We start from the raw sequence: 25,552 nt of genomic DNA on the forward strand, positions 1-25,552 counted from the left end.
GCCCCGGGGGCCCGCCAAGCCGTGCCCCCCGCCCCACGGATCCCCCTGGACCCGCCGCGCTGCGCCGCTCCGGCCCCGGCCGTCGCCGACCCCAACGGCCGGGGGGCGGGCGACGGCCGGGGCGTGCTCCTGCTGGCCCGGGAGGCCGGCCGGCCCCTCTTCTCGGAGACGGAGACCGTGTTCCTCCAGGGCTTCGCCGCACAGGCCGCGATCGCGATGGAACTGGCCGAACGGCGAGCGGACGCCGAGCAGATAGCGGTGCTCCAGGACCGCGACCGGATCGGCCGGGACCTGCACGACCTGGCCATCCAGCGACTGTTCGCCACCGGCATGACCCTGCAGAGCGCGGGCCGCCTCATCGAGCACCCGGAGGCGTCCGAGCGGGTCCTGCGAGCCGTCGACGACCTCGACGAAACCATCAAGATCATCAGGTCTACGATCTTCGGGCTGCGGACGCGGGAGGGATCCGCCGGGAGCGGGCTGCGGGCCCGCGTCGTCCACGCGGTCGGCGAGGCGGCCCCACTGCTGGGCTTCACCCCCAGCGTGCGCATGGAAGGCCTGGTCGACACCGAGGTGCCGGCGGAGACCGCCGACCACGTCGTGGCGGTGCTCTCCGAAGCCCTCACCAACATCGCCCGGCACGCCCACGCCGACCGCGCCCAGGTGGCCCTGAGCACGGACGGCCACCAGGTGACCCTGAGGGTCTCGGACAACGGTGTGGGCATTCCGCGGCAGGGCCGCCGCAGCGGACTGCGCAACATGGCCGAGCGGGCGGAGCAGCTGGGCGGCCGGCTCGAGGTGAGCTGTCCCGACGGCGGTGGCGCCCTGCTGACCTGGCGGGTTCCCTTGCCCGCACGGTAGGCCCTTCTGGCGCCGGGGTGGCCGGAGCCGGGCGGGTGTCCCCGTCCGGTCCCGCACGGGGACCGCAGTACGGGCCACTCGGCCCATGCCCCGACCGGGTCCGCGGCCGCAGGCTGAAGGTGTCGTGGAACGGCATCCGAGCCCCTGGAGGACGCCATGGCCGGCACTCCGACCGTCGTGGACGACGTCATGACGCACAGGGTCGTCGCCCTGCGCACGGGAGCGGCCTTCAAGGACATCGTGAAGACCATGCGGGAATGGCGGGTCAGCGCCCTGCCCGTGCTGGATGACGCCGGACACGTCGTGGGTGTCGTCTCGGAGGCCGACCTGCTGGCCAAGGAGGAGTACCGGCAGGGCGACCCCGGCCGGTACGGACAGCAGCGGCACCCCGCCGAGGTGTACAAGGCGGGCGCGGTGACCGCGGCTGACCTGATGACCGTCCCGGCCGTCACCCTGACGCCCGACGCCACGCTCTCGCGCGCCGCACGCGTCATGGCCCGCCACCGGGTCAAGCGGCTGCCCGTCGTCGGCCGGGACGGCGCCCTCAAGGGCATCGTCAGCCGTTCCGACCTGCTGAAGGTGTTCCTGCGCGCGGACGCGGACATCGCCGAGGAGGTCCGGCGCGAGGTCGCCCTGCCGCTCTTCGGCACGGAAGCCGGGGAGCTCCGGATCGAGGTGCGCGACGGCGTCGTGACGCTCACGGGCCGGGTGTACGACACCGCGCTGGTCCCCCTCGCCGCCCAGCTGGCACGGGCCGTGGAAGGCGTGGTGGACGTGCGGTGCGCGCTGACCGGTCCGCCCCGTCGGCCGAATCTCGACCCCGATCTGCCGGACCCACAGCGGGCGGCACCCGCCTGACGGCGGCCGGCCCGCGCGAGGAGGCGGCGACCATGACGCGGACACCACCCACCACGGTGAAACCCGTACGGCTGTGGCGCTGGCGGCAAAACCCGCTCCGGCGGCACAGTGACGTCGTCGAGGCCTGGATCGTGCTCGTCACCTGGATCTGTGCCCTCGTCGGCGGCTCCCTCGCGGGCGCGGCGGCAGCCCGGTCGACCGACGAGGCGTTCGCCGCGCGCGAGGCCCAGGTGCACACCGTGTCCGCCGTCCTCACCGACGAGGCCCCGGCGAACCCGCCGGCCGGTACCGGAGACGACGACGGCCGGGTGTGGGCCGCGGTGCGCTGGACGGGGGCTGACGGAACCGTGCACAGCGACCGGGCGAAGGTGGTCCCGGGGGCCCCGGTGGGCACCCGGATCACGGTCTGGACGGACTCCTCCGGCCGGGTGGTGGCGGCACCGGTCACCGGGGCCTCCGCGACGCTTCAGGCCGCCCTGACCGGAGCCCTCGTCGCCCCGTCCGTCAGCGCGGCCGTCTGGACGGCGGGGTGGGGGATCCGCACCCGGCTCATCCGGCGGCGCATGGCCGAATGGGACCAGGAGTGGGAACAGGTCGGACCCGAGTGGGGGAACCTGAACGGGGGCAGGTGACGGCGGCCCGCCCGCTCACCGATCCGTTCAGGCTCACCGACCGATCGGTTCCGCCCGTCCATTCTCTTCAGCTCACCCGTTCGCCGCCGTGATGCGGCAGTCCACGTCCACCACGCCCTCGACGCCCCGCACGAGGCGGACGGCAAGAGGGATCCGGGCGGCATCCCGCACTCGTCCGGTCAGCGTGGCGACGCCCTCGGTGACCATGACGTGCACGGGCTCGACCGGTGCGGGAAAGAGGGGGTCGACCACGTCGCGCCGGATCTCGTCGGCGAGGTCCTTGTCCGGGCGCAGGAACACCTTGAGCAGGTCGCCGCGGCTGACGACGCCCTCGAGCAGACCCTCGGCGGTCACCACGGGCAGGCGTTTGACGTCGCGCAGCGCCATGATGCGGGCTGCTTCGGCGAGCGTCGCGTCGGCATGGACGGTGACGGCCGGGGCGCTCATCAGCTCGCCCGCGCTCACCGCCCCCGCCTTGGCCAGGTCCGGCAGCCGGCGCCGCTGGGTGAACCGGTCCGGATCGCTGTCCCGGAACTCCTCCTTGGGCAGCAGATCGGCCTCGGACACGAGCCCGATCACCCTGCCGTCGCCCTCCAGTACGGGCAGGGCACTGACCTTCCACCGGTCCATGCGCTCGACGATGTCCTTGAACGGAGCCTCGCGGCCCACCGCGACGACGGCACGCGTCATCACGTCACTCACTCGATGCGGACTGCTGTGCATGCTGTCCTCCTCGCAGAGCCGGGTGGTCACGTCAGGCCACCGCTGCCGTAGGGCGCGTAGAGGTCGAGCAGCCGGATCCGGGCGGCGTGCAGCCGCTGGGCGACCACTCGCCCCACCCACACCGCGATCGCCCGGCCGAACGCGGGGTCCTCGGCGCACATCGACAGGACCGTCTCGGCGTCGAACTCCCAGGCCCGCACCGGGGTCGTCGCCGCGGCGCCCAGGTGCCACAGGTACGGCGGGAAGTGCCAGGACCAGCCGACCAGCTCTCCGCGCCCGAGCGACTCGATGACGGCGGGGCGGCGGCCCGGCACACGCAGGTCGAGGGCGACGGTCCCGGTCCGGATGATCCAGAAGCGGTCGGCGCGCCGGCCCTCCTCGAACAGGCGGGTCCCGGCCTCGAAGGAGACCTCGCGGCCGAGGCGCACCAGCCGATCGCGGTGCTCGGCCGGCAAGGCCGTGGTCATGGTGGTGGCGGAGGTCATCGCCCCGGCTCCCTTCCTCGTCCCTGCTTCCAGCGTGGGCGCGTCCGTGCTCCGCCGCCACGGGCCGCCGAGGATCTCACTGGGCCAGCGAGAAGTAGCTCTCCTCCTCCTGCGTGAAGTGCAGGCGGAGCACGGTGTGCAACCCGTACAGGCAGGAGCGCAGGTCGTCGAGCTGGTCGGCGGACAGACCGCCCTCGGCGTGAGCCAGCCGCAGGTGAGTGGAGATGCGGTGGGAGAGACGCTCGATCTCGGTGTGGGCCCGGCTCATGGTGGCCGTCGCCTCCGGGCCGCCGAGCGCGGGGGCGAGCGCGGGATAGAGCTCGTGTTCCTCGGCGTACTCGTGGGGCAGCAGCCGCTCGGTGAGCAGCCGGTGCGCGTCCTCGACGGCCGCCAGAGCCCCCGGTCCGGGGCCGTCGGAGAGGCGGTCGGCCGCCCCGCGCACCGCTTCGAGCACGTCCTGGAGATCGTCGTGTTCCGACGCGAAGCGGTGGATGAGCGCTTCGGCGGCGGGCGTGAGCGCCGGTCCCGTGGCCTGGTCCACGCTCAGCGCCCGCAGGGCGTTCACGATGACCGCCACGTCGATGCCCTCCTGGAGCAGGGCGCCCAGGGCGGGCGGCAGCAGGCCGAGGGCGGCCGCGGCCATCGCCGCCAGGGACATCGCCATCCCGCCCAGGGCGCTCTGCACGGCGATCCGCCGGGCCCGTACGGCGATGAGGACGGCGTCGGCGAGCCGGTCCACGCGATCGGTGGTCAGCACGATGTCGGCGGCCTCGGACGAGGCGGTGGAGCCGCGGGCACCCATCGCCACGCCGACGTCCGCGGCGGCCAGCGCGGGGGCGTCGTTCACACCGTCGCCCACCATCACGGTGACGGCGCGTTCGCGTTCGGCCTGTACGACGGCGACCTTGCCGGCCGGGTCGAGTCCGGCGCGGACGTCGTCCAGACCGAGGACGGCACCCACCTCGCGGGCCGGCTCGGCGCGGTCGCCCGTCAGCATCAGCAGCCGTTCGATGCCCGCGGCCCGCAGGTGGCGCAAGGTGCGCGGGGCGTCATGGCGCAGGGGGTCCCGGAGCAGCACCGCGCCCACCGGACGGCCGTCGACGGTCAGCCAGGCCACCGCCGCGCCGTCGAGCAGCGCCCGGTTGTCCACCGCGTGGGCCCAGGACGGGCGGGCGCCGTCGGCGTCACTGCGGCCGACGGACACCCGGTGTCCGTCCACGATGCCCGAGGCACCCCGGCCGGGCTCCTCACCGACGCCGGACGGGACCGACAGGTCCAGCTTCCGTTCGCGCGCGGTGTCGACGATCGCCTCGGCCAGGACATGGGGCGAGTACTGGTCCAGCGACGCGGCCAGCCGCAGCACCTCCGCGGGCTGCCACCCCGGTGCGGCGACCACGTCCAGGACGCGGGGGCGGCCCCGGGTGAGGGTGCCGGTCTTGTCGAGCAGCAGCGTGCGGGCCCGGCCCAGGTTCTCCAGGGCACCACCGTCGCGCATGACGACGCCCCGGCGTGAGGCGCGGGAGATCCCGGAGACGATGGCCACCGGCGCGGCCAGCAGCAGGGGGCAGGGGGTGGCGACCACCAGCACCGCGACCGCCCGCACCGCCGAGCCGCTGAGCAGCCAGGCCAGTCCCGCCACCGCCAGGCTGAGCGGAAGGAACCAGGCGGCGTAGCGGTCGGCCAGCCGTACCACCGGTGCTGCCTCGGCCCGGGCATCCCTGGCCAGGCGCACGATTCCGGCGTACGTGCTGTCGTGCTCGGTCGCCGTGGCCCGCAGCTCGAACGCGCCGCCCGCGTTGACCACCCCGCTGCGGACCGGGCCGCCGGCCGCGCGCTGGACGGTGAGGGACTCCCCGGTGAGTACGGACTCGTCGAGGTCGGCCACGCCGCTCTCCACACGTCCGTCGACCGGGACGACCTCGCCCGGAGCCACGACGAGGAGGTCACCCACGCCCACTTCGGCCAGGGGAATCGTGCCGACTCCGGCCGCTGTCCGACGGCGGGCCCAGCGGGGCGCGTGCTCCAGCAGCGCGCGAAGATCGTGCGAGGCCCGCCGCTGGGCCGCCGCCTCCAGTGTCCGGCCGGTGGCCAGCATCAGTGCGATCAGTGCACCGGCCAGGTATTCGTGGACGGCGAGGGTGCCACAGAGAGCGAGCACCGCGATCAGGTCGACGCCCGCGCGGCCGTGACGGAGCGCGACGAGCACCCAGCCCACCGCCGGGGGGATCGCGGACACGGTGCCCAGACCCCACAGCAGGTCGGCGACCCCCTCCTGGCCGGCGAGCCAGGCGGCGCCTCCCGCGATCAGGGCCACCGCCGTGACCGCCAGGAGGGCGGGTTCCAGCCGTCTCGGGACGACCCCGGAGGTCACACAGCGCAGGCCTGTCCTGAAGGCGGAACGGTTCATGACTACCCCTGTCCGTCCGGCGTCGTGCGCCGCGATTCCCATCCTCTCCCATCACATCCCGGCGGGCCGGGCCACCGCATGGGACGAACGGCTCTGTCGTGAGGGCCGTAGGGCCGTGCCGCCGAGGTGATCGGCGATGCAGCCGTCCGGCGCCATGCCCGTCCGGTCGTGTCCGAGCCGGGCGCGGAGCCGCGAGAGGGCCCGTGCGGCGGTCGACGCCCTCCACCACACGGGTCGACCGCACCGAATGCGGTGTGACGGCGGCCCGGGGCCGCGCTGCTCGGCCGCGACGAAGGCGGGCAGGACCACCGCCACGGAGATCCTGGAGGGATTCAGGGGCAGCGAGCGACGAGCGCGGGCGGCGTGGGCGCCGCCGCGGGGGCCTTCGCGTCACGGAACCACGCCTCGGCCGTCAGGCGCAGGGTGCGGGCGCGGCCGGCGGCGGTGATGTCGTACGGGACAGCCATGATCTCGTCGGCGCCCAAGGACGCGGCAAGCCGTCTCAGTCCGGCCGCGACGGTGTCCGGCCCGCCGTGGACGAGTTGCATGTCCTCCAGCATCCTGCCGATGAGGTGGCGCTCGCGGGGTTCGGTGAGCGCGGTGGCCGGGGAGGCCGCCGCGTGCTTCTGGCGGAAGCGCGCGGCGGTGGTGTCGAAGGCGAGGAGCTGGGCCTCCTGGTCGCTCCCGGCGCACTGGACGTTGACGGACGCGATCACATAGGGGCTCGTGCCGAGGGGTCCGGGGGAGAAGGACGAGCGGTAGCGGTCCAGGGCGGCCGGACGCGACTTGGGGCCGAGGTGCGCCCCGTAGGCGAACGGCAGCCCCCGCGCGGCGGCCACCCGGGCACCGTTCTCGGAGGTGCCCAGAACGAAGACGCCGGGGGGCACGGTGAGGGCCGGGGACAGTTCCAGGTCGCGGAACGCGTGGTCGCCGGGCCAGTGGCCGTGGAGGAAGCCGACGAGTTCGTCGACCAGTTGCGGGAACTCGGCGCGGGCCTGCGGCGGCCGGCGCAGGGCGCGGTCGAGGAGGGTACTGCTGTCGGTGCCGCCGGTCGCGCGCCCGACGCCGAGGTCGATCCGGTCGTCGTGCAGGGACTGCAGGACGGCGAACTGTTCCGCGATGGTGAGCGGTGCGTGGTTGGTCAGCATCACCCCGCCGGAGCCGACCCGGATACGGGGCGTGGTCGCCGCGATGTGCGCGATCAACACCGCTGGTGAACTTCCGGCGCAGCGAGGCGAGTTGTGGTGCTCGGCAACCCAGAACCGGTGGTAACCGGACGCGTCGGCGGCCACGGCGGTCCGGACGACGTCGTGCAGCGCCTGCCGGGCGGTGCCGCCGGGCGCGACGAGCGCCACGTCGAGCACGGACAGCGGAACCATAGGAGCCTCCCTGGGCACGGTGGTGGGGAGAGTCAGGCCTTGACGGCGGCGGAGCCCGGTGAGTCCGGTGCGGAGGGCAGGAGCAGGGACAGGACCGCCAGCAGGGCGAAGGCCAGGGCGAACAGGGCGGCGATGCCGGACAGGGACAGGTACGCCAGCAGCAGGCCCGCCGCCAACGGGCCGAGCGGCTGGAGGATCTCCGCGGTGAACCCGAGCGCCGTGGTGGTCCGGCCGTAGATGTCCTGGGGCACCGTGGTGGCCAGGATGGTCCCGAACACCGCGCCGTTGACCGGGGTCAGCAGGCACAGGGCGGAGTAACCGGCCGCGAACGCGATCCCGCTGCCGGTGAACCAGGCGACCGCGAGCATGAGGCCGGCCAGCGCCGGTCCGGCCGCCATGACCGTCTGCATGCGCCACCTGCGCTGCAGGGAGGGCGCGATGAGCGAACCGGTCAGCCCGGTCACCGCCGCCGCGCTCATCGCGAGCCCCACCGCGGCCGCCCCGTCGTGCTCCTGCCCGATGCCCAGGAGCAGGGCGTAGGCCAGTGCCTGGAAGACGAAGTTCTCCCCCGCGGCCAGCCCGGCGACGGCGCGCAGGAAGGGGTTCTTGACCACGTACCGCAGTCCCGCGGTCAGCCGGGGCAGGAAGCGCTCCCGCCCGGCGGTGTCCGGCTCGCCCGCGGCCGTGTCCGGTTTCGCCGCCTCGTCGGACCTGCCCGTCCCGCCCGTCCGTTGCGCCCTCGTCCCGTCGGTCCCGTCGGTACCGTCATCGGTCCCGCCGGCGCCGGCCCGGTGGGCCAGACGGGACAGCGCCATCACGCACAGCGCGGACACCGCGTACGTCAGGGCGTCGATGGCGAACGGCAGCCACAGCGAGGCGGCGAGGAGCAGGCCCGCCACGGCCGGGGCGACGATGCCGGCGGCGTACGCCCGTGCCTGGTTCATCGAGATGGCCGTGCCGAGTTGCGCGGCCGGGACGACCCGGCGCACGGTGGCGTTCTGACTGGGCCGGAAGAGCTCCACACCCAGCTGGGCCACGACCACCGTGACCACGGCCACCGCGATCGGCAGCCGGTCCAGAAAGGTCCAGACGGCGACCGCGCCGACCGTGACCAGGCGCCCGAGATCGGCCGTGAGCATGAGCCGGCGGTGGCTGTAGCGGTCGGTGAGGTAGCCGGCGGGCATCCGGACGATCATGGCGGTGACCAGGACCGCCGTGCCGATGGTGCCGGTGGCCGACGTCGAGTAGCCGCTGCGCAGCAGGGCCAGCGGCAGGACGAGCCCCGTCATGGCCGACCCGAAGTCCGACAGCGCCTGTCCGATCCACAGCAGCCGGAAGTCCCGGTTGGCCCGCAGCGGCATCACGGCGGGACCGGCCGTCGCGGTGGCCGTGGTCGCCCTCACCGCGCACCGGCCCGGCCCGGGTCCGCCGGCAGCAAGTCGTCCAGCAGGAAGTTGGCGTTGCTGCGGCCACCGGGGCGGGCCCGGCGCAGGCGGTCGAGGAAGAGGGCCACACCGGCCGATCCGCTGGCCAGGTCGCAGCTCTCCCGTACGGTCTGCTCACCGGGGAAGACGATGCCCTCGGGCCGTTCGATCGCCGTGCACAGCACCGCCTCGGCCACCCGCTCGGCCTCCGCCAGCAACTCGGCGTCGCCGAGGAACTCGTAGGCGTCCAGCAGTACGTTGCCCAGCCCGCTGGTGCCGTGGAACAGCTGGGGGAACACCGTGTACTTGCGTCGCACGTCGGGCAGCAGCTCGGTGATCCGCTCACGCAGCCAGGGGTCGCCGGTGACGTGGTGGTAGCGCAACAGGGTGGTGAGGATGCCCGCCGTGCCGTGGTCCCAGTAGTGCCGTACCACCATGGTGGGCTTGTCGTCCGTGGCCACCGACGCGGGGAACGACAGGCGGCCGCCGGACGCGGCGACCGCCTGGGCCAGGTCGAAGTCCAGTGCGGCCCGGCCGAGTTGGAGTGTGTCCGGGTCACCGGTGGCGCAGTGCAGGGCGAGCAGGAACATGGCCACGCCGGCGGCACCCTCCGCGTAGCCGACGGGCGTCGCGCGCGAGGCGTCGGGCCACGAGGCCAGGCCGTTGTCGCGGTGGGCCGCCCCGGCCAGGTGGTCACCGACCGCTCGGGCCCGGTCCAGGAACTCCTCCAGCCCCGAGTCGCGCCACAGCCGCAGACAGGCCATGCCGTAGCCGGCCGTCCCGGTCAGCACACCGGGCTCGGTCAGCAGCTGCGGGTGCCCGTGGGCGTCCAGGAGGGTCCGCACGGCGATGTCCGGGCACCCGATGGCCGACTGCGCCCAGGCCACGCCCGCCGCGCCGAAGTACAGTCCGGCGGGCATCGCGTCGTGCGCGGTGGACTGCCGCAGGGCCCAGGCGTGCAGCTCGTCGGGCACCGTGCCGCGCAACCGGTGCAGGGCGTAGAGCGTGCCGTAGGCACCGTGGGCCAGCGAGAGCGGATTGGTCCGGAACACCGCCACGTCGGCGGGGAACAGCCGGTCCTGACGGTCGAGGTCGGCGGTGTTGCGCCAGAAGTCCGCCACACCGCTCAGCGTGGCCTCCACTCGCTTGTGCAGTTCGGCGCGCGCCGTGCCGTCCGTCGCCGGGGGCAGCCCCAGCGGGGGCGGCTGCCGCCAGGCGTCGGCGAAGGGCAGCGCCTCGATCCGGCGGCGCAGCTCGCCCGGGTCGGGCAGGGCGGCGTCCTCGTCGTAGAGGTCCCCGATCAGCCGGACCAGGTCGGCGGGGAGCGCGAGGTCGGCGGCCACCTCGGCCAGCAGCCGGCGCGGCATCGTCCGGTCGATGAAGTCCGTCTGGTGGCAGAGCATGACGCAGCCGAGGATCAGACCGCCGAAGGCGTAGTAGTCGGTGCCCCGGTCGCCCTGTCCGGCCACCCGGGCACGGCGGGTCACCATGCCGGGCGTGTAGAGCCGCGCGCCGCGGGCCACCCCGGGGGGAGCGTCCTCGTGGAAGGCGGACTCCAGGTCGATGACGCGGATCCGGTCGTCCGCGGTGACCATGATGTTGGTGAGCGACAGGTCACCGAGCACGATGCCGCGCTCGTGGCAGGCCGCGATCGCGTCCGCGACCTGGAGCCACAGCGCGCGGAACCGCTCGTAGTAGTCGGTCAGCCGCTCGGCGGTCAGGTCCAGGTTGTACACGGGATTCTCGATGATGCCGAGGTGGCCGAGGTGGGTGCCCTCGACGAACTCCTCGGCGACGAAGGAGTGTTCCCAGTCGGTGAAGAACGCCACCGGCCGCACGAACAGTCCGGTGTCGGCCAGTTCGGTGAGCATCTCGTACTCGTGCCGGAGCAGTTCGGCGGCATCGGTTCCCTCGGGTCCGATCTGCACGCCCGGCCGGGCCTCGCGGATCACCACGTCCGCACCCGTCTCGTTGTCGACGCCGTGGTAGATGCCGCCGCGATTGCTGAACTTCATCGCACTGACGACCGTGAAGCGTCCGTCCGCGAGGGTGATGCCGGTGTCCGGCGCCTGCTCCGCCGCAGTGGCCCGGACCGGGGCCGCCTCCCCGGCCGCCTCCCCGGTGAAGGGGTCGGTCACCCAGTACGGCAGATGGAAGTACGGATGCCGGATGTCGACCACCGGCTCGCCGTCCGGGGTGCGGATCAGCAGCTCCTTCGACCCGGAGGGCCGCATGCGGGAGATCGAGACGAAACCGCCGTACCGGTAGTGCACCACCCGCGACCCCGGGTAGCGCCGGTCGGAGAGGATGTGCGGGCCGTCGAAACCCGAGAGGGCGGCGGTCAGCGCGTCCCCGACCGCCCGGAACTCCCGCTCGTCGGCCGGGTACACGGTGATGAACTTGCCGCTCGAACCCCGCGGGAAGGACTTGCCGTTGGACTCAAGCATCGCGGCGGGGTCGATCAGGAACTTGAAGTGCACGGCCGCGTCCCGCAGCAGCGGCAGTACGGCGCGCAGGGTGGCCGCGCTGGTCCGCGAGGTCGCGGACACGTGCAGCTTCCAGCCCTGGGCGACGGCCGGCACCTGAGGCGGGGCGGTCAGCAACCAGTAGCCCCGGCGCCACAGCCGCCACTGCGCGGGCATCACGGCCCGGTACTCGCACAGGTGCTCCCCGCTCGGCACGCGGCGCTCGAAGTCCTCGAACCAGCGCGGGTGGTGCGTCATGTACGTCTGTATGATCTCCCACTCGAGCTGCATACCGCGCATCCCTTCTGCCGAGACCGGAACCTGGTGAAGCCCCGTCCGGCCGGGCCGGGAGCGCGTGCCCCGGACCCGGCCGGACGTCGTGACGTTGCGTTCGTCAGCCCTCAGAAACAGCTGATGTTGTGGCAGGAGCCCCCGCTTCCCGCGGGATCGCTGATGATGGAGGCCTCCTTCTCCGGGTTCAGCTTCTGCAGGCCCAGGACGGCGTCCTGGCCGGCCGCGAGGTGCGCCTCCACATCACCGTCGGGCTCGGCGGCCTCGGCTTCGATGGGCTCGACCTCGGGGGGTTCGGCGTCGGGGCGGATCTCCTCGGACATGGCGTCACTCCTTTAGAAGCAGCTGATGTTGTGGCAGGAACCGCCACTGTCGGCCTGCGGTACGGTGCCGCCGGCCGCTTCCTTCTCGGGGTCGAGCCGCTGCAACTGCAGCACGGCGTCGGCGAGCGAGTGGGCGGCCACCTCGGCCGCCCGGGCCACCTCGGCGGCCTTGTCGACCTTGGCCGCGTCGTCCTCACCCTGCTCGGGAACCTTGTCCGCTTCCGCCATGGGCTTTCTCCCTCCGTCGCGGGACATGGGCCGGTCCGCTTCGGTCCGGCTCGGCCAGACGGTAGGAACGACCGCCACAAGAGCGGTTTGCGGACGGTGAAAGGCCAGCTCCCGCGGGTCACGGCGGACCGCCGCCGCCCCCGCCCGGCCCCGCGCCGACCGCCCCGGCTCCGCTCGACACCTCGCTGAACTGCGCTCATACCGTTTGCCAACCGCTTCGCAGGCAGAAGTCCGACACTCGGCCCGGTAACCGACGACCGCGCCGGACCACGGCCTCACCGAGAGGGGGCGGGCATGCGGCTGGCCGAACTGATGTCGCTGCGCCAGACGATCGGCGCGGGGCTGCTGGTCACCGTCACCGAGCGCTGCCCGCTGAGCTGCGCCCACTGCTCCACGGCGGCTACCATCCGGGGCCGCGACCTCGACGGCGCCGAGCTGCTGCGCTTCCTCGGCACGTTCGCGCCCGGCTGCCGCCCCGAGGTGCTGATGCTGACCGGCGGCGAGCCCCTGCTCCGCCCGGACCTGGTGGCCGCGGTGGTCCGGTCGGCCCGTGACTCGGGCACCCGGACGGCGGTGCTCTCCGGCGGGTTCTTCGCCGTCGGTGCACCGCTGCCGCCCGCCGTACGCCGGGTCGCGCGTGCCGTCGACCACTTCTCGCTCAGCCTCGACGCGTACCACGAGCGGCACGTCCCGCGCGGGGACGTGTTCTCCGCCCTCGACGCGCTGCTCGGCACGGGTGTCGCCGTGAGCCTGCACATTCTGGGAGACGGCCCGGACGATCCGTATCCGGACGAGGTCTGCGCCCAGGTACTCAGCCGCTTCGGCACGGATGTCCCGATGCTGGTCGGACAGGTCCGCCGGCTCGGGCGGGCCGGCGGACCGAACCCCCGCCCCCCGACGCCGGCCGGACCGGACCCGTGGGCGGCGGCCCCCTGCGACATGGCCGCATGGCCGGTCGTCACGGTCGACGGCACCGTCACCGCCTGCTGCAACCAGGACGTGGCGGACCGCCGCGTCCGGCCCGGGCACCTGACTCTGGGCAACGTGCGCACGACGACGTGGCGGACCGTGCACGAACAGGCGCACACCCGGCCGCTGCTGCGGATGATCCGCACGGTCGGCCCGGTGCACATCGCCACCCGGACGGGTGTGGCCCCGGACGGTTACTGCGGCACCTGCCACCGCCTCGGTGACGCGGACACCGCACGGCGCTGGGCGCGGCGGTCGGGCGGCGGCCCGGCCGGCGAGCTGCTCCAGGCGGCCGCGCAGCGCGCCGGCGAGACGGGCGGCCCCGCGGCGCTCGTCGCCCGGCACGGCCAGGCACGCCACGCCCACCTCGTCGACCCCGGGCGGGACCAGAGCCACCGTGAGTGCTCCGGGCCGGAGCGCACGCCGTGACGGCGGTTTCCGGACATGCTGTCGGCGCAGGCGCCCCGCAGCGAGCCGATGTGCCCCTCGGAGAGGAACTGCGCGCCGTCCTCGGCCTGGTGACGCCCACCCTCCGCGGCAGCGCGGCCCGTCTGTGGCACCCCCGGCACCTCAGGCAACGCTACCTGCGCTACCTCGTCACGATGCACACGGTCATCCGGGCCTCCGTACCGCTGATGGAACTGGCCCTGGACCGCTGCCGCCGCGCGGGCCCCGCCGATCCGGCGTCGGAGCCGCTGGGCAACTACCTGTCCGCGCACATCGCACGCGAGCGGCACCACGACGCCTGGCTGCTGCGGGACATGGCGGCCGCCGGTCTGCGGCCGGACCGCGAGCTGGCCCGGCCGCCCTCGCCGGACGTGGCCCGCCTGGTCGGCGCCCAGTACTACTGGGTCAGCCACTTCCACCCGATGTGTCTGCTCGGCTATGTGGCGGTACTGGAACTCAACGCCCCCGCACCGCCGCTCATACCCTTGCTGGCCGACCGCACCGGTCTGCCCGCGGCCGCCTTCGAAACGCTACGGCTGCACGCCGAGGCCGACGGCGGACACAGCGCCGCGGTCCTCGCGGCCCTCGACGACATCACCGCGCCGCCGCAGGTCCGGGCAGCGGTCAGGCTGAGCGCGCTGCACACCGTGGGAGCGCTCGCCGACGTACTGGACGCCATGACCATCGCGACGGACAGACCCGGCAGCCGCGACCGAGAGGACACGTGACATGGCGTCCGCCCCCGAACCCGACCACGACGCGGAGCACGTCCTGCGGGCACTGGAGGAGGCCGGCTTCCCCGTCCACGCCTTCACCGGGCAGCAGCGTGCCGTCTTCGGGGCCCTCTCCCCGGACGAACTGGAGCTGGTCCTGGACCTCAAGGCACGGCTGGACGCCGTGGAGCCGGAAGTGCAGGCGCACACCGTCGTCGCCGGGGCGGCGCTGTTCTGAGCGGCCCGCACGACCGGCCGTCGAGTGTCCGACGGCGAGCAGCGAGGGGGGACGGCCCATGCGGCAGCAACGCAAGGTGATCACCGCGGTCTTCTGCGACCTGGTCGGCTCCACCGAACTGTCCGGGGCGCTGGATCCGGAGACGCTGCGCTCCGTGGTGCTGCGTTACTTCGACACGATGCGGGCCGGAATCGAGTCGCACGGGGGGACGGTGGAGAAGTTCGTGGGGGACGCCGTGATGGCGGTGTTCGGCGTGCCGCACGTGCACGAGGACGACGCCCGCCGGGCGGCGGCCGCGGCGCTGGAGATGATGGCCGCGCTGGGGGAGCTCAACACCGAGCTCGAACGCGAATTCGGCAGCACCCTCGCGGTCCGCATCGGTGTGAACAGTGGGGAGGCCGTGACCTCGGGGGACATCGCGGCGGGCACCGTGGTCTCCGGCGAGGTGGTCAACGTGGCCGCCCGGCTCGAACAGGCCGCTGACCCGGGACACATCCTCATCGGCCCCGCCACCCGGACCCTCCTGGGAGCCGCCGCGGTCGTCGAACCGGTGGGCCCGCTGACACTCAAGGGCAAACGCGACCCGGTCGACGCCTTCCGGCTGCTCGGTCTGACGGCCGAGGAGCACCCGCGCGGCATGTCGCGCTCCGGCACCCCCTTCGTCGGGCGCGCGGCGGAGTACGACCGGCTGGCGGCGGCGTGGGCCGCGGTCTCGGCCGAGGGCACCGGGCGCACGATCCGTGTCACGGGCGACGCGGGCATCGGCAAGACCCGGCTGCTGCGGGAGTGGATCGCGGCCCTGTCCGCCCAGGGCTCGGCCGTCGGTGCCGGCCGCTGCCACTCCTACCGTGACGAGGCCAGCCTGATGCCCCTCGCGGACGCGATCCGGGACGTGCTGCACACCGCGCGCACCCGTCCCGTGCCCCCGCCCGCCGGGGCAGGCGCCCCGGCCCGTGCCCGGGAACCGGACGAGGCCGCGTACGAGGTGCTGCGGGGCGGACTGCTGGCGGACGGGACGCCCAGCCCGTCCGCCGAGACGACGTGGGCCGCCGTCGCCACGGTGCTCAGCGGGCTGGCCGCGACGGGGCCGGTCGCGCTCGTACTGGACGAGTTGCAGTGGGCACGTCCTCACCTGCTGGACGGCGTGGCCCGGCTGGGGGAGGCGCTGTCCGGTGTGCCGGTGCTGCTCGTCTGCTCACAGCGTCCGGGCGAGGACGGGCCGCGCGTCGAGGCCGACGAGATCCGCCTGGGCCCGCTGTCCGGCCCGGACTGCCTGCGCCTGGCCGCCGCGCTGGCGGCCGGCGGCCTCGAGGACGGCGCTCTTCAGGCCGTGGTGCGGCGCGCCGAGGGCAACCCGCTGCACCTGGAGCAGCTGCTGAGCATGGTCGAGGACGGCGCCGACCCGGACGACCTGCCGGTGACCGTCACCGCCGTGCTCGCCGCCCGCATCGACGTCCTGCCGGGGGTACAACGCGCGGTGCTGGACGCGGGGGCGGTGATCGGCCGTCGGTTCGGCGTGGCGGAGGTCCGGTGGCTCCTCGACGAGAGGCCCGAGGAAGGCGGCCCGGACACGGGGCGGTGGTGCGCTCACCCGGGCGCCGCGCTGCGCGACCTGGTACGGCGCGGCCTGGTCGAACCCGTGCCAGGGACGCCGGCGACCTATCAGTTCCGCTCCGGCCTGCTGCGCGACGTCACCTACCGCGGGCTGAGCAAGTGGCAGCGGGCGGTGTGGCACGAGGAGCTGGCGGGACTGCCGGGCATCGGTGCGGCCCTCGCCGCCCACCATCTCGAACTGGCCTGTCTGCACCGGCGCGAGCTCGGACGGCGGGGCGAACACACCGAGGAACTCCGCGACCGGGCCGCCGGGGCACTCACCGGCGCGGGCCGGTACGCGCTCGCCCGCGCCGACCTGTCCTGGTCGGCGGAGCTGCACGCCCGCGCCCTCAGCCACTGCGCTCCCGGCGAGGCGCGATGGCGGCACGCCGCGCAGGGGCTGGGGGAGACCTGGCTGGCGCTGGGCCGCACCGACGAGGGCGGTGCGTTGCTCAGTGAGGTGCAGTCCGCCGCCTCCGCGGCCGGCGACCGGCTCGCCCAGGCCCACGCCCGTCTGCAGCTGGCCTCCCTGGCCCTCGACACCTCGCCGGGTACGGCCGCCGACGCGGCACGCGCCGGGCTGGAGGTCTTCCAGGAGTCCGACGACCGGCTGGGCCTGGCCCGCGCCCACGTACGCCTGGCACAGGAGCAGCAGTTCGGCGGACGGCACCGCGCGGCGAGCGAGCTGCTGGCCGTCGCCCTGGCCCACGCGGTGGCCGCCGGGGCGGCTCCGGAGCGGGCCATGGCGCTCGGCGCGCTCGGCATCTCGCTGTGGCACGGGCCGACCCCGGCGGGCGAGGCGATAGACCGCTGCCGCGCGCTGCTCGCCCAGCACGGTCCGGGCAACCCCGTCGCGGTGGTCACCCTGAACTACCCGCTGGCGAACCTGCTCGCCCTGTGCGGCCGAGCCGACGAGGCCCGCACCTGCCTGGTGACCGCGGAGCGGTTCGCCGCGGGACTCGGCTACGCGGAAGTGGACGGCTTCGCATTGCTCTTCGCCGCCGGGGTGGAGGTACTGGCCGGTTCGGCGCGGAGGGCGGAGCGGCTGCTGCGGAAGGCCGTCGCGACCTTCCGCACGAGGGGCGGCCCGTTGCTCCTCGCCGCCGCCTACCGGGACCTCGCCCGGGTGGTGATCGCACGCGGGGGGCGGCCCGGCTCCGTCCTGACCGGTGCCGGGGCGGCCGGCCTCCCCCCGGCGGACACGGCGGACGATTGTGGTGTCCGTGCCCTGGCCGCGGCTCTCGCCGGCGACACCCGGACCGCGCTGGACCTGGCCCGGCGGGCGGTCGCGGCAGCGGACACCACCGACTCCCCGATCAGCCGCGCGACCGCCCGGCTGGACCTGGCGCACGTCCTGCTGGGGGCGGGACGGCCGGCCGCCGCCCGGCAGGCCGCCGACCGTGCCACCCGCCTCTTCGGGGCGAAGGGCCACACCGTGGGACGAGCGGCCGCCGGGCAGCTCGCCGAACGGGCGGCCGGAGCGGTCGGGGCTGTCGGGCAGGGCGTACCACGGGATCACGCGGCGGCGGACGGAGGCGGTCAGTGACCAACCCGTTGAGCTGGGGACTGCGGGACCTGCGGCCGGACGAGATCCGGGTACCGGCGGTGGCCATGGAGACCGTCACGCCCGCCTGGGCGTGGGGCGGGTCCACGGGCCGTGGTGTCCGGGTGTGCATCGTCGACAGCGGGGTGGAGCGGAACCACCTCATGGTGGGGCGCGTCGCGTCGGCCCACATGGTCGTCGAGGGCGACGACGGCCGCCCCCGGATCCGGCCGACCGACACCGGTGACCTGTGCGGCCACGGCACGGCCTGCGCGGGGATCGTCCGGGAGGTCGCCCCGGAATGCGAGCTGCACAGCGTACGGGTGCTCGGGGAGAACTTCACCGGCACCGGCGACTTCCTGCTGACCGGTCTGCGCTGGGCGGTGGAGCAGGGGTTCGACGTGATCAACATGAGTCTGTCCACCACTCACACCAGGTTCGTACGGGAACTGCACGAACTGGCCGACGAGGCGTACTTCCGGCGGTCCGTCATCGTCGCCTCGGCGCACAACAGCCCCGTGGTCAGTTTCCCGTGGCGGTTCTGCTCGGTGGTGTCCGTCGGCAGCCACCAGGAGGGCGACGCCGGCCTGCACCTGTACAACCCGCGTCCCCCGGTGGAGTTCTACGCGCAGGGCCAGGATGTGCGCGTGGCCTGGCTGGACAACTGCGTCACCCGGACGACGGGCAACAGCTTCGCCACTCCGCGGATCGCCGGGCTGTGCGCGCTGATCCTCGCCAAGCATCCCGGGCTGACCGTCTTCCAGCTCAAGACGGTGCTCTACCTGACAGCGGCGAACGTCGGGCCGGCCTCCTCGGCCGGTACCCGGCCCGACCCCCCATCGCGAACGGAGAAGTGAGGTCCGCGTGTCCCCATCCCTTCCCTCCGACGACACCCGTGCGCTGCTGCAGTCCGTGGTCGACGTCGCCAGGGCCATCTTCGGCGCAGCCGCGAGTTCCGTGTTCCTGCTCGACGCCGCCGCCGGCGAACTGGTCTTCCAGGCCGTGTCCGGAGAGGGCGAGGACCTCCTCGTCGGCACCCGCTTCCCGGCGCACCGCGGCATCGCCGGCTGGGTCGCCTCCTCCGGCCAGGCGATGATCGCCGGCGACCTGGCGAACACCCGGGCCTTCGCCCGGGACCTCGCGGAGTCCACGGGTTACGTTCCGGACGCCCTCATGGCCGCGCCCCTGCTGTCGGACCAACGGGTGCTCGGCGTCCTGGAAGTGCTCGATCCGACGCCCCGGTCCCGCGCGGATCTCAACGACCTGGACCTGCTGTCGCTCTTCGCCGGCCAGGCGGCCCTCGCGCTGCGGGTCGCGGGCGGCCCCACGCTCAGCGGCGGCGCCCCGGCCCGGGGCACGACGGATGAGCAGATCATGGATGCCTTCCGTGACTTCCTGCGCAGCAGGCCCCGCTGACGGTCCGTCGGCCGCGCACCGGGCCCCTCCGGCCGGCGCCTGGCCGAAGCGTTCGGCATGACCACCAGCTGGTCATCATCCTGACAATCTCGTCACCCGGCGGCCGAACTCGTGGGTGAACCCCGACATCCCGTAGGCGGCCATGTGGGCACTCACCTCCCCGGCGGGTGGCATCAACAGGTTGCACTCGTGCAGCTCCTCCACCTCGGCGATCACCTGGTCGTACCGGAAGGGAGGCGTGAGCGCGGCCAGCCTCCGGTAGGCCACCCGCTGAGGCTGGGGAAGGTCCCGCCAGAACGCCTCGTACCGCTCGCGCAGGACCAGTTCACCCACCGCCATCTCGTCCAGCAGGGAGGGCGCGCCGCAGAGCCGGTCGGCGTAGTCGGCCAGCCGGACATGGCGTAGTGAGTCGAGTTTCGCGGCGGTGATCCGGACTGCCAGCGGCAGGCCCTCGCAGCAGCGCACGATGCGCCGCGCGGACGGCTGATCGGTCATCACCCGGCCGAAACCGATGACCCGGCCGAGCAGTTCGGCCGCCTCCGCCTCCTCGAAGGCGGGGAGCTCGACCCGGGCCACCGCCTCCAGACCGCTGAGCCGGTACCGGCTGGTCACGAGGGTGCTGCTGGCTCCGGAGCCGGGCAGCAGGGCCAGTACGGTCTGCTGCCCCACGGCATCGTCCAGTACCAGCAGGATCCGCCGCCCCGCCACCCAGGAACGCCACCGGGCCAGGGCCTGGGCGACGTTGTGCGCCGCGGGCACACCGACGCTGTCCAGCAGGGCCCGCAGAACCGAGCCCAGCGGGCGATTGCCCAGTTCGGCCATGATCAGACCGTCGGGGAAGGAGTCCGCGAGCAGGTGTGCCACGTGCACGGCGAACGCGGACTTGCCGACTCCGACCGGACCGGACACGACCACGACGCCGCCGTCCCGGCGTCCGCGGAAGTACGCGAGCGTGCGCTGCACCTCGCCGGCCCGCCCGACGAAGTCCGGCAGGTTGCGCGGCAGTTGGTTGCCCGGCCCGGGACGGTGCCCGGCGGCGGTGGTCTCCAGCAGACGACGGTGCAGAACGGTCAGCGCGGGCCCCGGTGTCACCCCCAACTCCCGTGCCAGCGCCCGCCGGACCGTGTCGAAGTAGGCGGCCGCCTCACTGTGCCGGCCGGTGGCCACGAGTGCCCTGATCCAGGCCGCGGCCAGCCGCTCGCGCAGCGGATGGTACGCGATGTGTTCCTGGAGACGGTCGAGCACGGGCCGGTGGCCGCCGCGGTCGCCCTCCAGTTCCGCCCACTCCTCCAGAACCGACAGGAACATCTCCTGGAGCCGGTCGGCCGCCGCGGTCAGGTGCGGCACGTCGCCGAACTCCGGCAGCGGCCTGCCCTGCCAGAGCTCGAGTGCCTCGGCGAGCGCGTCGAGCGCTGCCTCGGTCTGTCCGTCACGGGTTCGCTGCCTGCCGGTCCTGGCCAGTTGCTCGAACCGCAGCAGGTCGCAGTCCGCCGGATCGAGCCGCAGTACGTACCCGCCCAGGGTGTGGGTGAGGCGGTCACCCAGGACCCGGCGCAGCCGGGAGACGTAGACCTGGAGGTTCTTCCGTGCGGTCCGCGGGGGCCGGCCGCACCAGAGGGCGTCGATCAGTCCGTCCACCGGGAACACGGCGTTGGCCCGGCTCACCAGGAGAGCCAGCAGCAGACGTGGTTTCGGCCCGCCGAGATCGGCCGTACCGCCTCTGTCGTCCCGCACGCATAATTCCCCGAATGCAGTGACCAAACGACTCATGTGTCGACATTGCCACAAGCACTTCATCGGCGCATGGGGGGTCGGCCAGCATGTTCCTGCTGTTCATCGCCTTCTCCGGGGGCGCACGGCCGTACCGGGCGCGCGGGCGTCCAGGCGCTTTGCAGCCGTGCGACTGCGGACTCGCGAAGTGCCCGGACCGCCGGGGTGAACGGCACCGGCATTTCCACCGGCAACCGGTCCATGCCCCGCTCTGAACCAGGCGCCGACGGGATCCACCGAGGTGCGCGGGCCCGGCGCAGCTTGTTTCCCGGGCGGCGATCTTGCGAACTCATGGCCAGGATTTTGTTCGGACCTGAAATATTGCACATACGATGCTTGCACCTCCCACGCGTACCGGCACCGCGCACCCGCGTGCCACTGGAAGACCGCAAGGACGATCATGAACAACAGGCGCCGGCAGCAATTGCTCCAGTCCGTCGCGCCCCTGCTCGCCGAGGGCGAGCAGGTCGAACTCACCTCTTTGGCCAAGGTCGGGTCGGTCTCCGTGAAGCGCCGGGTGATGACCACCGCGCTGGTCGGCGTCCTCACCGCGGGGACGGTCATCGCCACGGTGCAGCCACGCCCCATGTACTGGGCGCTCACCGACCGGCGCCTGCTGTTCTTCGACGCGAAGACGACCACGGGCCGGCCGGGCAAGCTGCTCGTCGCCGTGCCGCGCGAGCTGGTGTCCGCCGCCCCTCCGAGCAAGGCCCTGCTCGGTCTGGGAGTGCAGACGGTACTCACCGTGGAGGGGCAGGAGCAGGGCCTGAAGCTCACCTTCCCGCCCGCCTACAAGACCGCCGGCCGGGACCTCGCCTCACGCCTCGCCGTGACGGCCTGAGCCGCGGTCCCCGTTCGCCTCCGGCGTCGCCGGCCCCGGCACGGAAACGGCCGACGTCACAGCCCTGCGCGGCCGCCCGCGGTGCCGGCGGTCTCCCAGCGGGAGCAGGTGCCGCGGGACATGCCTCCGCGGTGGCACGCCGCTCCTGTGCGGTCGGCGTGCTGCGCGCGCCGCCCTGTGCGGTACCGGCGTACCGTCCGCGATCTGCCGTTGCCACGCGCCCGGTTCGCGGTCCCAGAGGCGAACACGGCCGGATGGATGTACGTTTGGTCGTGATGGCCGCATGACCGCCGTCGACGGCCGGGCAAAGGACGGCCGGTCCGTGGTCGGCGTACCGGAAGGGGCTCCGCATGACGTCGCGGCAGGCACCATCCCATGGTCCGAGGGGGAAGCGGGCAGTCTGGCCCGTCCCGTTGCTGGCGCTCTCGCTGGCGGCCGCGGGACTGGGCGGCGCTCACACCTCGCACGCCACGGTCGTGCCTCACGCACCCGCTTCGGCGCAGGGGAGCGCGGCCGCGACCTGTGTCGACAAGGTCTTCGGAGCGATGACCGGGCCGCAACGAGTGGGGCAGCTCTTCATGGGCGCCGTCGCCGCATCGAGGCCGGACCAGAAGCGGATCCAGGTCCTGCGCCAGTACCACGTGGGATCGGTCTTCCTGGCCGGACGGAGTACGGCGGGTACGGCGGCGACCAAGACCCTGGTCAACGGTCTGCAGGCGAAGGCCGACACCGTCTCGGGGCATCGCGTGGGTCTGCTGGTCTCCACCGACCAGGAGGGCGGCCAGGTACAGGTGCTGTCCGGCCCCGGGTTCTCGGCCATGCCGAGTGCGCTGGTGCAGGGAAGCTGGTCGACGTCGAAGCTGCGCACCGAGGCCGCCATGTGGGCGAAGCAGCTCAAGGCGGCCGGTGTGAATCTGAATTTGGCGCCCGTCGCCGATGTCGTCCCGGCCAGTCTGGGCCGGAACAACGGTCCGATCGGGCGGTACGACCGCGAGTTCGGTCATACGGCCGCGACGGTGGCCCCCCACAGCGACGCGTTCGCGGCGGGTTTCGCCCAGTCCAAGGTACTGGCCACACTGAAGCACTTTCCGGGACTCGGCTACGTCCGGGGCAACACCGACACCACGGCGAACGTGGTGGACTCGGTGACGACGAGCACGAGTTCGAGCATCATCCCCTTCAGCTCGGGCATCAAGGCCGGCGCACCCTTCGTCATGATCTCCTCTGCCACCTACAACAAGATCGACTCGACGCACCAGGCCGTCTTCTCCTCCACGGTGATCCAGAAACTGCTGCGCAGGACACTCGGCTTCAAGGGCGTCGTGATCTCGGACGATCTCGGGAACGCGGTGGCGGTGAAGTCGGTGCCCCCGGCCAACCGCGCCGTGAACTTCCTGTCGGCCGGCGGAGATCTGGTCCTGACCGTCGAGCCGAACCTCGTCCCGGCCATGGCCAAGGCCGTACAGACGCGGATGGCGCAGAACGCCGCCTTCCGTACGCAGGTGAACCAGAGCGTCCGTCGCATCCTGACCGCCAAGCAGCAGGCGGGCCTGCTGTCCTGCGGCTGACCCCGGCCGCTGCCGGAGCTTCACCACCACCGCACGACGCGTCAACCGCCGCTTAACGGTCGTGCTCCGGCCGTAGCCCAGGCTGCCCGAGGCGCGTCGGACGCCCCTCGGCTCCTCCCCGGCTCGGTGGGGTGAGCCAGGGTGCCGGCCTTGCTGCCCTCGTGCTCGGCCTCGGTGACGGCCTCGCGGAGGGCGGTCTCGGCTGCGGTCCGTTTGCCAAAGCGGAACCATGTTCCGTATTGTTTCCGGAACAAGGTTCCGTTTGTTTGGTATGCCAAGCCGGACCCACCACGCTCCACCCGCAACGAGGAGACACGGTCATGCAGTACCGCACCTTGGGCCGCACCGGCGTGCAGGTCAGCACCCTCGCGCTCGGCGCGATGAACTTCGGCAGGCTCGGGCACACCAGCCAGGACGACGTCACCGCTGTCGTCGACGCGGCCCTGGAGGCCGGGATCAACCTGATCGACACCGCCGACGTGTACAGCGGCGGTGAGTCGGAGGTGATGGTCGGCAAGGCCATCGCGGGCCGCCGCGACGACCTCGTGGTGGCCACGAAGGCGAGCCTGCCCATGGGCGACGAACGCAACCGTCAGGGCGCGTCGCGCCGCTGGCTGGTCACCGCAGTGGACGACAGCCTGCGCCGTCTCGGTGTCGATCACGTCGACCTCTACCAGATCCACCGGTGGGACCCGAGGACCAGCGACGAGGAGACGCTGTCGGCCCTGACCGACCTGCAACGGGCGGGAAAGATACGCTACTTCGGCTCCTCGACCTTCCCCGCATACCGCATCGTGCAAGCCCAGTGGGCAGCCCGCGAGCATCACCTCGGCCGTTACGTCACCGAACAGCCCAGCTATTCGATCCTGCAGCGCGGCGTCGAGAGCCACGTCCTGCCGGTGACCGAGCAGTACGGACTCGGGGTGCTGGTGTGGAGCCCGCTCGCCTCGGGCTGGCTGTCCGGCGCGATCCGCGAGGGCCGTCGGGCCGCCGGCAACCGCTCGGCGTTGATGCCGCAGCGTTTCGACACCACCATCCCCTCCAACCGGGCCAGGCTGGACGCCGTCGAGCGGTTGGCCGCGGTCGCCGACGAGGCGGGCCTGACCATGATCCAGCTCGCGCTCGGCTTCGTGACCGCGCATCCCGCCGTGACCGGCGCGCTCATCGGCCCCCGCACGCTGGAACACCTGCACACACAACTCGCCGCCGCCGACACCGTGCTCCCCGCCGACGTACTCGACGCGGTCGACCAGATCGTCGCCCCCGGCGCCGACCTCGCCGCGCACGAGAAGAACGACACCCCGCCCGCGCTGCTCGACCCGTCCCTGCGACGCCGCTGACCGGTGTCGCCACCGCGGCGCGTCACAGCGTCGCGGTCGTCCCCTCCCCGGACGCGCTGCCCGCGAGCCACTGGTCCCATCCCAGGTTGAAGTCGGCGTAGCCGTTGTCGGCCGGGGCCTTGGCGCGGGACGAGCCGGTGATGGTGACGGGGTCGCCCTGCTTGACCTGGCCGTAGAACCACTTGGCGTCCGACATGGACAGGTGGACGCAGCCGTGCGAGCCGCGGGCGCTGCCGCTGCCCGGGTTGGGGTCGCCGGTCGAGTAGTGCACGTACGTGCCGGACTGGGTGAGGTGGACGTCCCAGGGCAGCGTCAGGTCGTAGTAGTTCGGGCTGCCCTTGTCGCAGCTGATGCCGACGCTGCAGGAGGTCATGTGGACCTTCTCCTGCTTGTCGATGACGGCCATCGTGCCGTTCCACGTCGGGTACTGGGGGCTGCCCGCATTGATCGACAAAGTGCGCACCGGCTTGCCGTTCCGCGTCACCTTCATGGTGTGGCCGGTCACCGAGACATCCGCGCGCACGTCGTCGCCGACGGTGAAGGTGTGGGTGTAGCCGTGCACGCCGTAGCGCCCGTTGCCGTTGCTGACGCCCTTCATGTCAGCGTCGATCCTGACCTTCGTGCCGGAGGGCCAGTACGTCTTCGGTCGCCAGTCGGCGCGCCTGTCGCCGAACCAGTGCCAGGCGCCGGCCACCGGCTGCGAGGCGCTGACCTTCATGTGCTTCTCCACCGTGGCCCGTGCCTTCGCCGCCACCGGGTCGGTGAAGACCACCGAGATCGGCATGGCCACGCCCACCGTGGTGCCCGTCTGCGGAGTGATCGTGTCCAGCAGCATCGGCGGGCCCGCGGGCTTCGTCGGTGACGCGGAGGCGCTCGCACTCGGCTTGCCCGGTGCCTTCGCGTCGTCCCCGCCCGCTGTGTCACCGCCGCCCCCGCCGCAGGCACTCGCGCCCACCAGCACCGCACCCGTGACGAATGCGATCCCTATGCCGCCCTTGCGCCGTCCCACGATCCGCCCCGTTCTCTCGCTCTCCGGCC

At 73.2% G+C, this 25,552-nt stretch carries 22 protein-coding genes; 12 read left to right on the plus strand and 10 right to left on the minus strand.

Annotated features, from left to right (window positions below; all coding sequences use genetic code 11):
* The 3 genes from ABZX30_RS19960 to ABZX30_RS19970 form a co-directional block, all read left to right on the plus strand.
* On the plus strand, window positions 1-861 hold an 861-nt coding region (locus ABZX30_RS19960), incomplete at its 5' end, for an ATP-binding protein (protein ID WP_355935113.1).
* 156 nt (window positions 862-1,017) lie between these two features.
* A complete protein-coding gene (locus tag ABZX30_RS19965) occupies window positions 1,018-1,719 on the plus strand; it encodes a CBS domain-containing protein (protein ID WP_355935114.1) in 702 nt (233 codons plus the stop codon).
* Between the two features lie 32 nt (window positions 1,720-1,751).
* The gene (locus tag ABZX30_RS19970; protein ID WP_355935115.1) at window positions 1,752-2,351 is read left to right on the plus strand and encodes a hypothetical protein; all 600 of its coding nucleotides are present in this window, start codon (window positions 1,752-1,754) and stop codon (window positions 2,349-2,351) included.
* Between the two features lie 72 nt (window positions 2,352-2,423).
* On the opposite strand, the gene ABZX30_RS19975 is transcribed toward ABZX30_RS19970, so the two are convergent.
* From ABZX30_RS19975 to ABZX30_RS20010, 8 genes are all read right to left on the minus strand, one after another.
* Window positions 2,424-3,074, minus strand: a complete 651-nt coding sequence (locus ABZX30_RS19975) for a CBS domain-containing protein (RefSeq protein WP_355935117.1) — start codon at window positions 3,072-3,074, stop codon at window positions 2,424-2,426.
* Between the two features lie 26 nt (window positions 3,075-3,100).
* A complete protein-coding gene (locus ABZX30_RS19980) occupies window positions 3,101-3,559 on the minus strand; it encodes a cyclic nucleotide-binding domain-containing protein (protein WP_355935119.1) in 459 nt (152 codons plus the stop codon).
* A gap of 76 nt (window positions 3,560-3,635) precedes the next feature.
* A complete protein-coding gene (locus ABZX30_RS19985; protein ID WP_355935121.1) occupies window positions 3,636-5,966 on the minus strand; it encodes a heavy metal translocating P-type ATPase in 2,331 nt (776 codons plus the stop codon).
* Window positions 5,967-6,298: 332 nt separating this feature from the next.
* A complete protein-coding gene (locus ABZX30_RS19990) occupies window positions 6,299-7,345 on the minus strand; it encodes an MsnO8 family LLM class oxidoreductase (RefSeq protein WP_355935122.1) in 1,047 nt (348 codons plus the stop codon).
* A 32-nt stretch (window positions 7,346-7,377) separates the two neighbouring features.
* A complete protein-coding gene (locus ABZX30_RS19995; RefSeq protein WP_355935124.1) occupies window positions 7,378-8,748 on the minus strand; it encodes an MFS transporter in 1,371 nt (456 codons plus the stop codon).
* A complete protein-coding gene (lanKC, locus tag ABZX30_RS20000; protein WP_355935126.1) occupies window positions 8,745-11,525 on the minus strand; it encodes a class III lanthionine synthetase LanKC in 2,781 nt (926 codons plus the stop codon). Before lanKC ends, ABZX30_RS19995 begins: the two co-directional genes overlap by 4 nt.
* Before the next feature lie 110 nt (window positions 11,526-11,635).
* Window positions 11,636-11,848: a hypothetical protein gene (locus ABZX30_RS20005; RefSeq protein WP_355935127.1), complete on the minus strand. Its 213-nt coding sequence runs from the start codon at window positions 11,846-11,848 to the stop codon at window positions 11,636-11,638.
* A 12-nt stretch (window positions 11,849-11,860) separates the two neighbouring features.
* Window positions 11,861-12,076 carry a hypothetical protein gene (locus ABZX30_RS20010; protein WP_355935129.1) on the minus strand — a complete coding sequence of 72 codons (216 nt, stop codon included), beginning with the start codon at window positions 12,074-12,076 and terminating at the stop codon, window positions 11,861-11,863.
* A gap of 294 nt (window positions 12,077-12,370) precedes the next feature.
* On the opposite strand from ABZX30_RS20010, the gene ABZX30_RS20015 reads away from it, so the two are divergent.
* The 6 genes from ABZX30_RS20015 (at window position 12,371) to ABZX30_RS20040 (ending at window position 18,995) form a co-directional block, all read left to right on the plus strand.
* On the plus strand, window positions 12,371-13,474 hold the full coding sequence (locus ABZX30_RS20015) for a radical SAM protein (RefSeq protein WP_355935131.1): 1,104 nt from the start codon (window positions 12,371-12,373) through the stop codon (window positions 13,472-13,474).
* A 50-nt stretch (window positions 13,475-13,524) separates the two neighbouring features.
* On the plus strand, window positions 13,525-14,220 hold the full coding sequence (locus ABZX30_RS20020) for an iron-containing redox enzyme family protein (RefSeq protein ID WP_355935133.1): 696 nt from the start codon (window positions 13,525-13,527) through the stop codon (window positions 14,218-14,220).
* Window position 14,221: 1 nt separating this feature from the next.
* Window positions 14,222-14,443: an aroma-sacti cluster domain-containing protein gene (locus ABZX30_RS20025; RefSeq protein ID WP_355935135.1), complete on the plus strand. Its 222-nt coding sequence runs from the start codon at window positions 14,222-14,224 to the stop codon at window positions 14,441-14,443.
* A 58-nt stretch (window positions 14,444-14,501) separates the two neighbouring features.
* Window positions 14,502-17,582: an adenylate/guanylate cyclase domain-containing protein gene (locus ABZX30_RS20030; RefSeq protein ID WP_355935137.1), complete on the plus strand. Its 3,081-nt coding sequence runs from the start codon at window positions 14,502-14,504 to the stop codon at window positions 17,580-17,582.
* 65 nt (window positions 17,583-17,647) lie between these two features.
* Window positions 17,648-18,436 carry a S8 family serine peptidase gene (locus ABZX30_RS20035; protein ID WP_355935207.1) on the plus strand — a complete coding sequence of 263 codons (789 nt, stop codon included), beginning with the start codon at window positions 17,648-17,650 and terminating at the stop codon, window positions 18,434-18,436.
* A gap of 7 nt (window positions 18,437-18,443) precedes the next feature.
* Window positions 18,444-18,995 carry a GAF domain-containing protein gene (locus ABZX30_RS20040; protein ID WP_355935139.1) on the plus strand — a complete coding sequence of 184 codons (552 nt, stop codon included), beginning with the start codon at window positions 18,444-18,446 and terminating at the stop codon, window positions 18,993-18,995.
* Window positions 18,996-19,070: 75 nt separating this feature from the next.
* Here the strand turns inward: ABZX30_RS20040 and ABZX30_RS20045 are convergent, their stop codons facing one another.
* Window positions 19,071-20,729 (minus strand): BTAD domain-containing putative transcriptional regulator, encoded by a 1,659-nt coding sequence (locus ABZX30_RS20045; RefSeq protein ID WP_355935141.1) that lies wholly within the window; start codon window positions 20,727-20,729, stop codon window positions 19,071-19,073.
* Window positions 20,730-21,165: 436 nt separating this feature from the next.
* On the opposite strand from ABZX30_RS20045, the gene ABZX30_RS20050 reads away from it, so the two are divergent.
* The 3 genes from ABZX30_RS20050 (at window position 21,166) to ABZX30_RS20060 (ending at window position 24,514) form a co-directional block, all read left to right on the plus strand.
* Window positions 21,166-21,606 carry a hypothetical protein gene (locus ABZX30_RS20050; RefSeq protein WP_355935142.1) on the plus strand — a complete coding sequence of 147 codons (441 nt, stop codon included), beginning with the start codon at window positions 21,166-21,168 and terminating at the stop codon, window positions 21,604-21,606.
* 476 nt (window positions 21,607-22,082) lie between these two features.
* Window positions 22,083-23,174: a glycoside hydrolase family 3 N-terminal domain-containing protein gene (locus ABZX30_RS20055; protein WP_355935144.1), complete on the plus strand. Its 1,092-nt coding sequence runs from the start codon at window positions 22,083-22,085 to the stop codon at window positions 23,172-23,174.
* A 320-nt stretch (window positions 23,175-23,494) separates the two neighbouring features.
* A complete protein-coding gene (locus ABZX30_RS20060) occupies window positions 23,495-24,514 on the plus strand; it encodes an aldo/keto reductase (protein ID WP_355935145.1) in 1,020 nt (339 codons plus the stop codon).
* A gap of 22 nt (window positions 24,515-24,536) precedes the next feature.
* Here ABZX30_RS20060 and ABZX30_RS20065 read toward each other — a convergent pair whose 3' ends face one another.
* Window positions 24,537-25,523 (minus strand): L,D-transpeptidase, encoded by a 987-nt coding sequence (locus ABZX30_RS20065; RefSeq protein WP_355935147.1) that lies wholly within the window; start codon window positions 25,521-25,523, stop codon window positions 24,537-24,539.
* Window positions 25,524-25,552: the final 29 nt, after the last annotated feature.

The sequence above is a fragment of the Streptomyces sp. NPDC004542 genome (assembly GCF_040610035.1).
Lineage (GTDB): Bacteria > Actinomycetota > Actinomycetes > Streptomycetales > Streptomycetaceae > Streptomyces.

Excerpts from the sequence above, each read along its gene's own strand:
- ABZX30_RS19965 (WP_355935114.1), top strand. The coding sequence starts at position 1,018 with ATGGCCGGCACTCCGACCGTCGTGGACGACGTCATGACGCACAGGGTC.
- ABZX30_RS20030 (WP_355935137.1), top strand. The coding sequence starts at position 14,502 with ATGCGGCAGCAACGCAAGGTGATCACCGCGGTCTTCTGCGACCTGGTC.
- lanKC (WP_355935126.1), bottom strand. The coding sequence starts at position 11,525 with ATGCAGCTCGAGTGGGAGATCATACAGACGTACATGACGCACCACCCG.
- ABZX30_RS19975 (WP_355935117.1), bottom strand. The coding sequence starts at position 3,074 with ATGCACAGCAGTCCGCATCGAGTGAGTGACGTGATGACGCGTGCCGTC.
- ABZX30_RS20015 (WP_355935131.1), top strand. The coding sequence starts at position 12,371 with ATGCGGCTGGCCGAACTGATGTCGCTGCGCCAGACGATCGGCGCGGGG.
- ABZX30_RS20060 (WP_355935145.1), top strand. The coding sequence starts at position 23,495 with ATGCAGTACCGCACCTTGGGCCGCACCGGCGTGCAGGTCAGCACCCTC.
- ABZX30_RS20035 (WP_355935207.1), top strand. The coding sequence starts at position 17,648 with ATGGAGACCGTCACGCCCGCCTGGGCGTGGGGCGGGTCCACGGGCCGT.
- ABZX30_RS19990 (WP_355935122.1), bottom strand. The coding sequence starts at position 7,345 with ATGGTTCCGCTGTCCGTGCTCGACGTGGCGCTCGTCGCGCCCGGCGGC.
- ABZX30_RS19980 (WP_355935119.1), bottom strand. The coding sequence starts at position 3,559 with ATGACCTCCGCCACCACCATGACCACGGCCTTGCCGGCCGAGCACCGC.
- ABZX30_RS20025 (WP_355935135.1), top strand. The coding sequence starts at position 14,222 with ATGGCGTCCGCCCCCGAACCCGACCACGACGCGGAGCACGTCCTGCGG.
- ABZX30_RS20050 (WP_355935142.1), top strand. The coding sequence starts at position 21,166 with ATGAACAACAGGCGCCGGCAGCAATTGCTCCAGTCCGTCGCGCCCCTG.
- ABZX30_RS19985 (WP_355935121.1), bottom strand. The coding sequence starts at position 5,966 with ATGAACCGTTCCGCCTTCAGGACAGGCCTGCGCTGTGTGACCTCCGGG.
- ABZX30_RS20010 (WP_355935129.1), bottom strand. The coding sequence starts at position 12,076 with ATGGCGGAAGCGGACAAGGTTCCCGAGCAGGGTGAGGACGACGCGGCC.
- ABZX30_RS20005 (WP_355935127.1), bottom strand. The coding sequence starts at position 11,848 with ATGTCCGAGGAGATCCGCCCCGACGCCGAACCCCCCGAGGTCGAGCCC.
- ABZX30_RS19970 (WP_355935115.1), top strand. The coding sequence starts at position 1,752 with ATGACGCGGACACCACCCACCACGGTGAAACCCGTACGGCTGTGGCGC.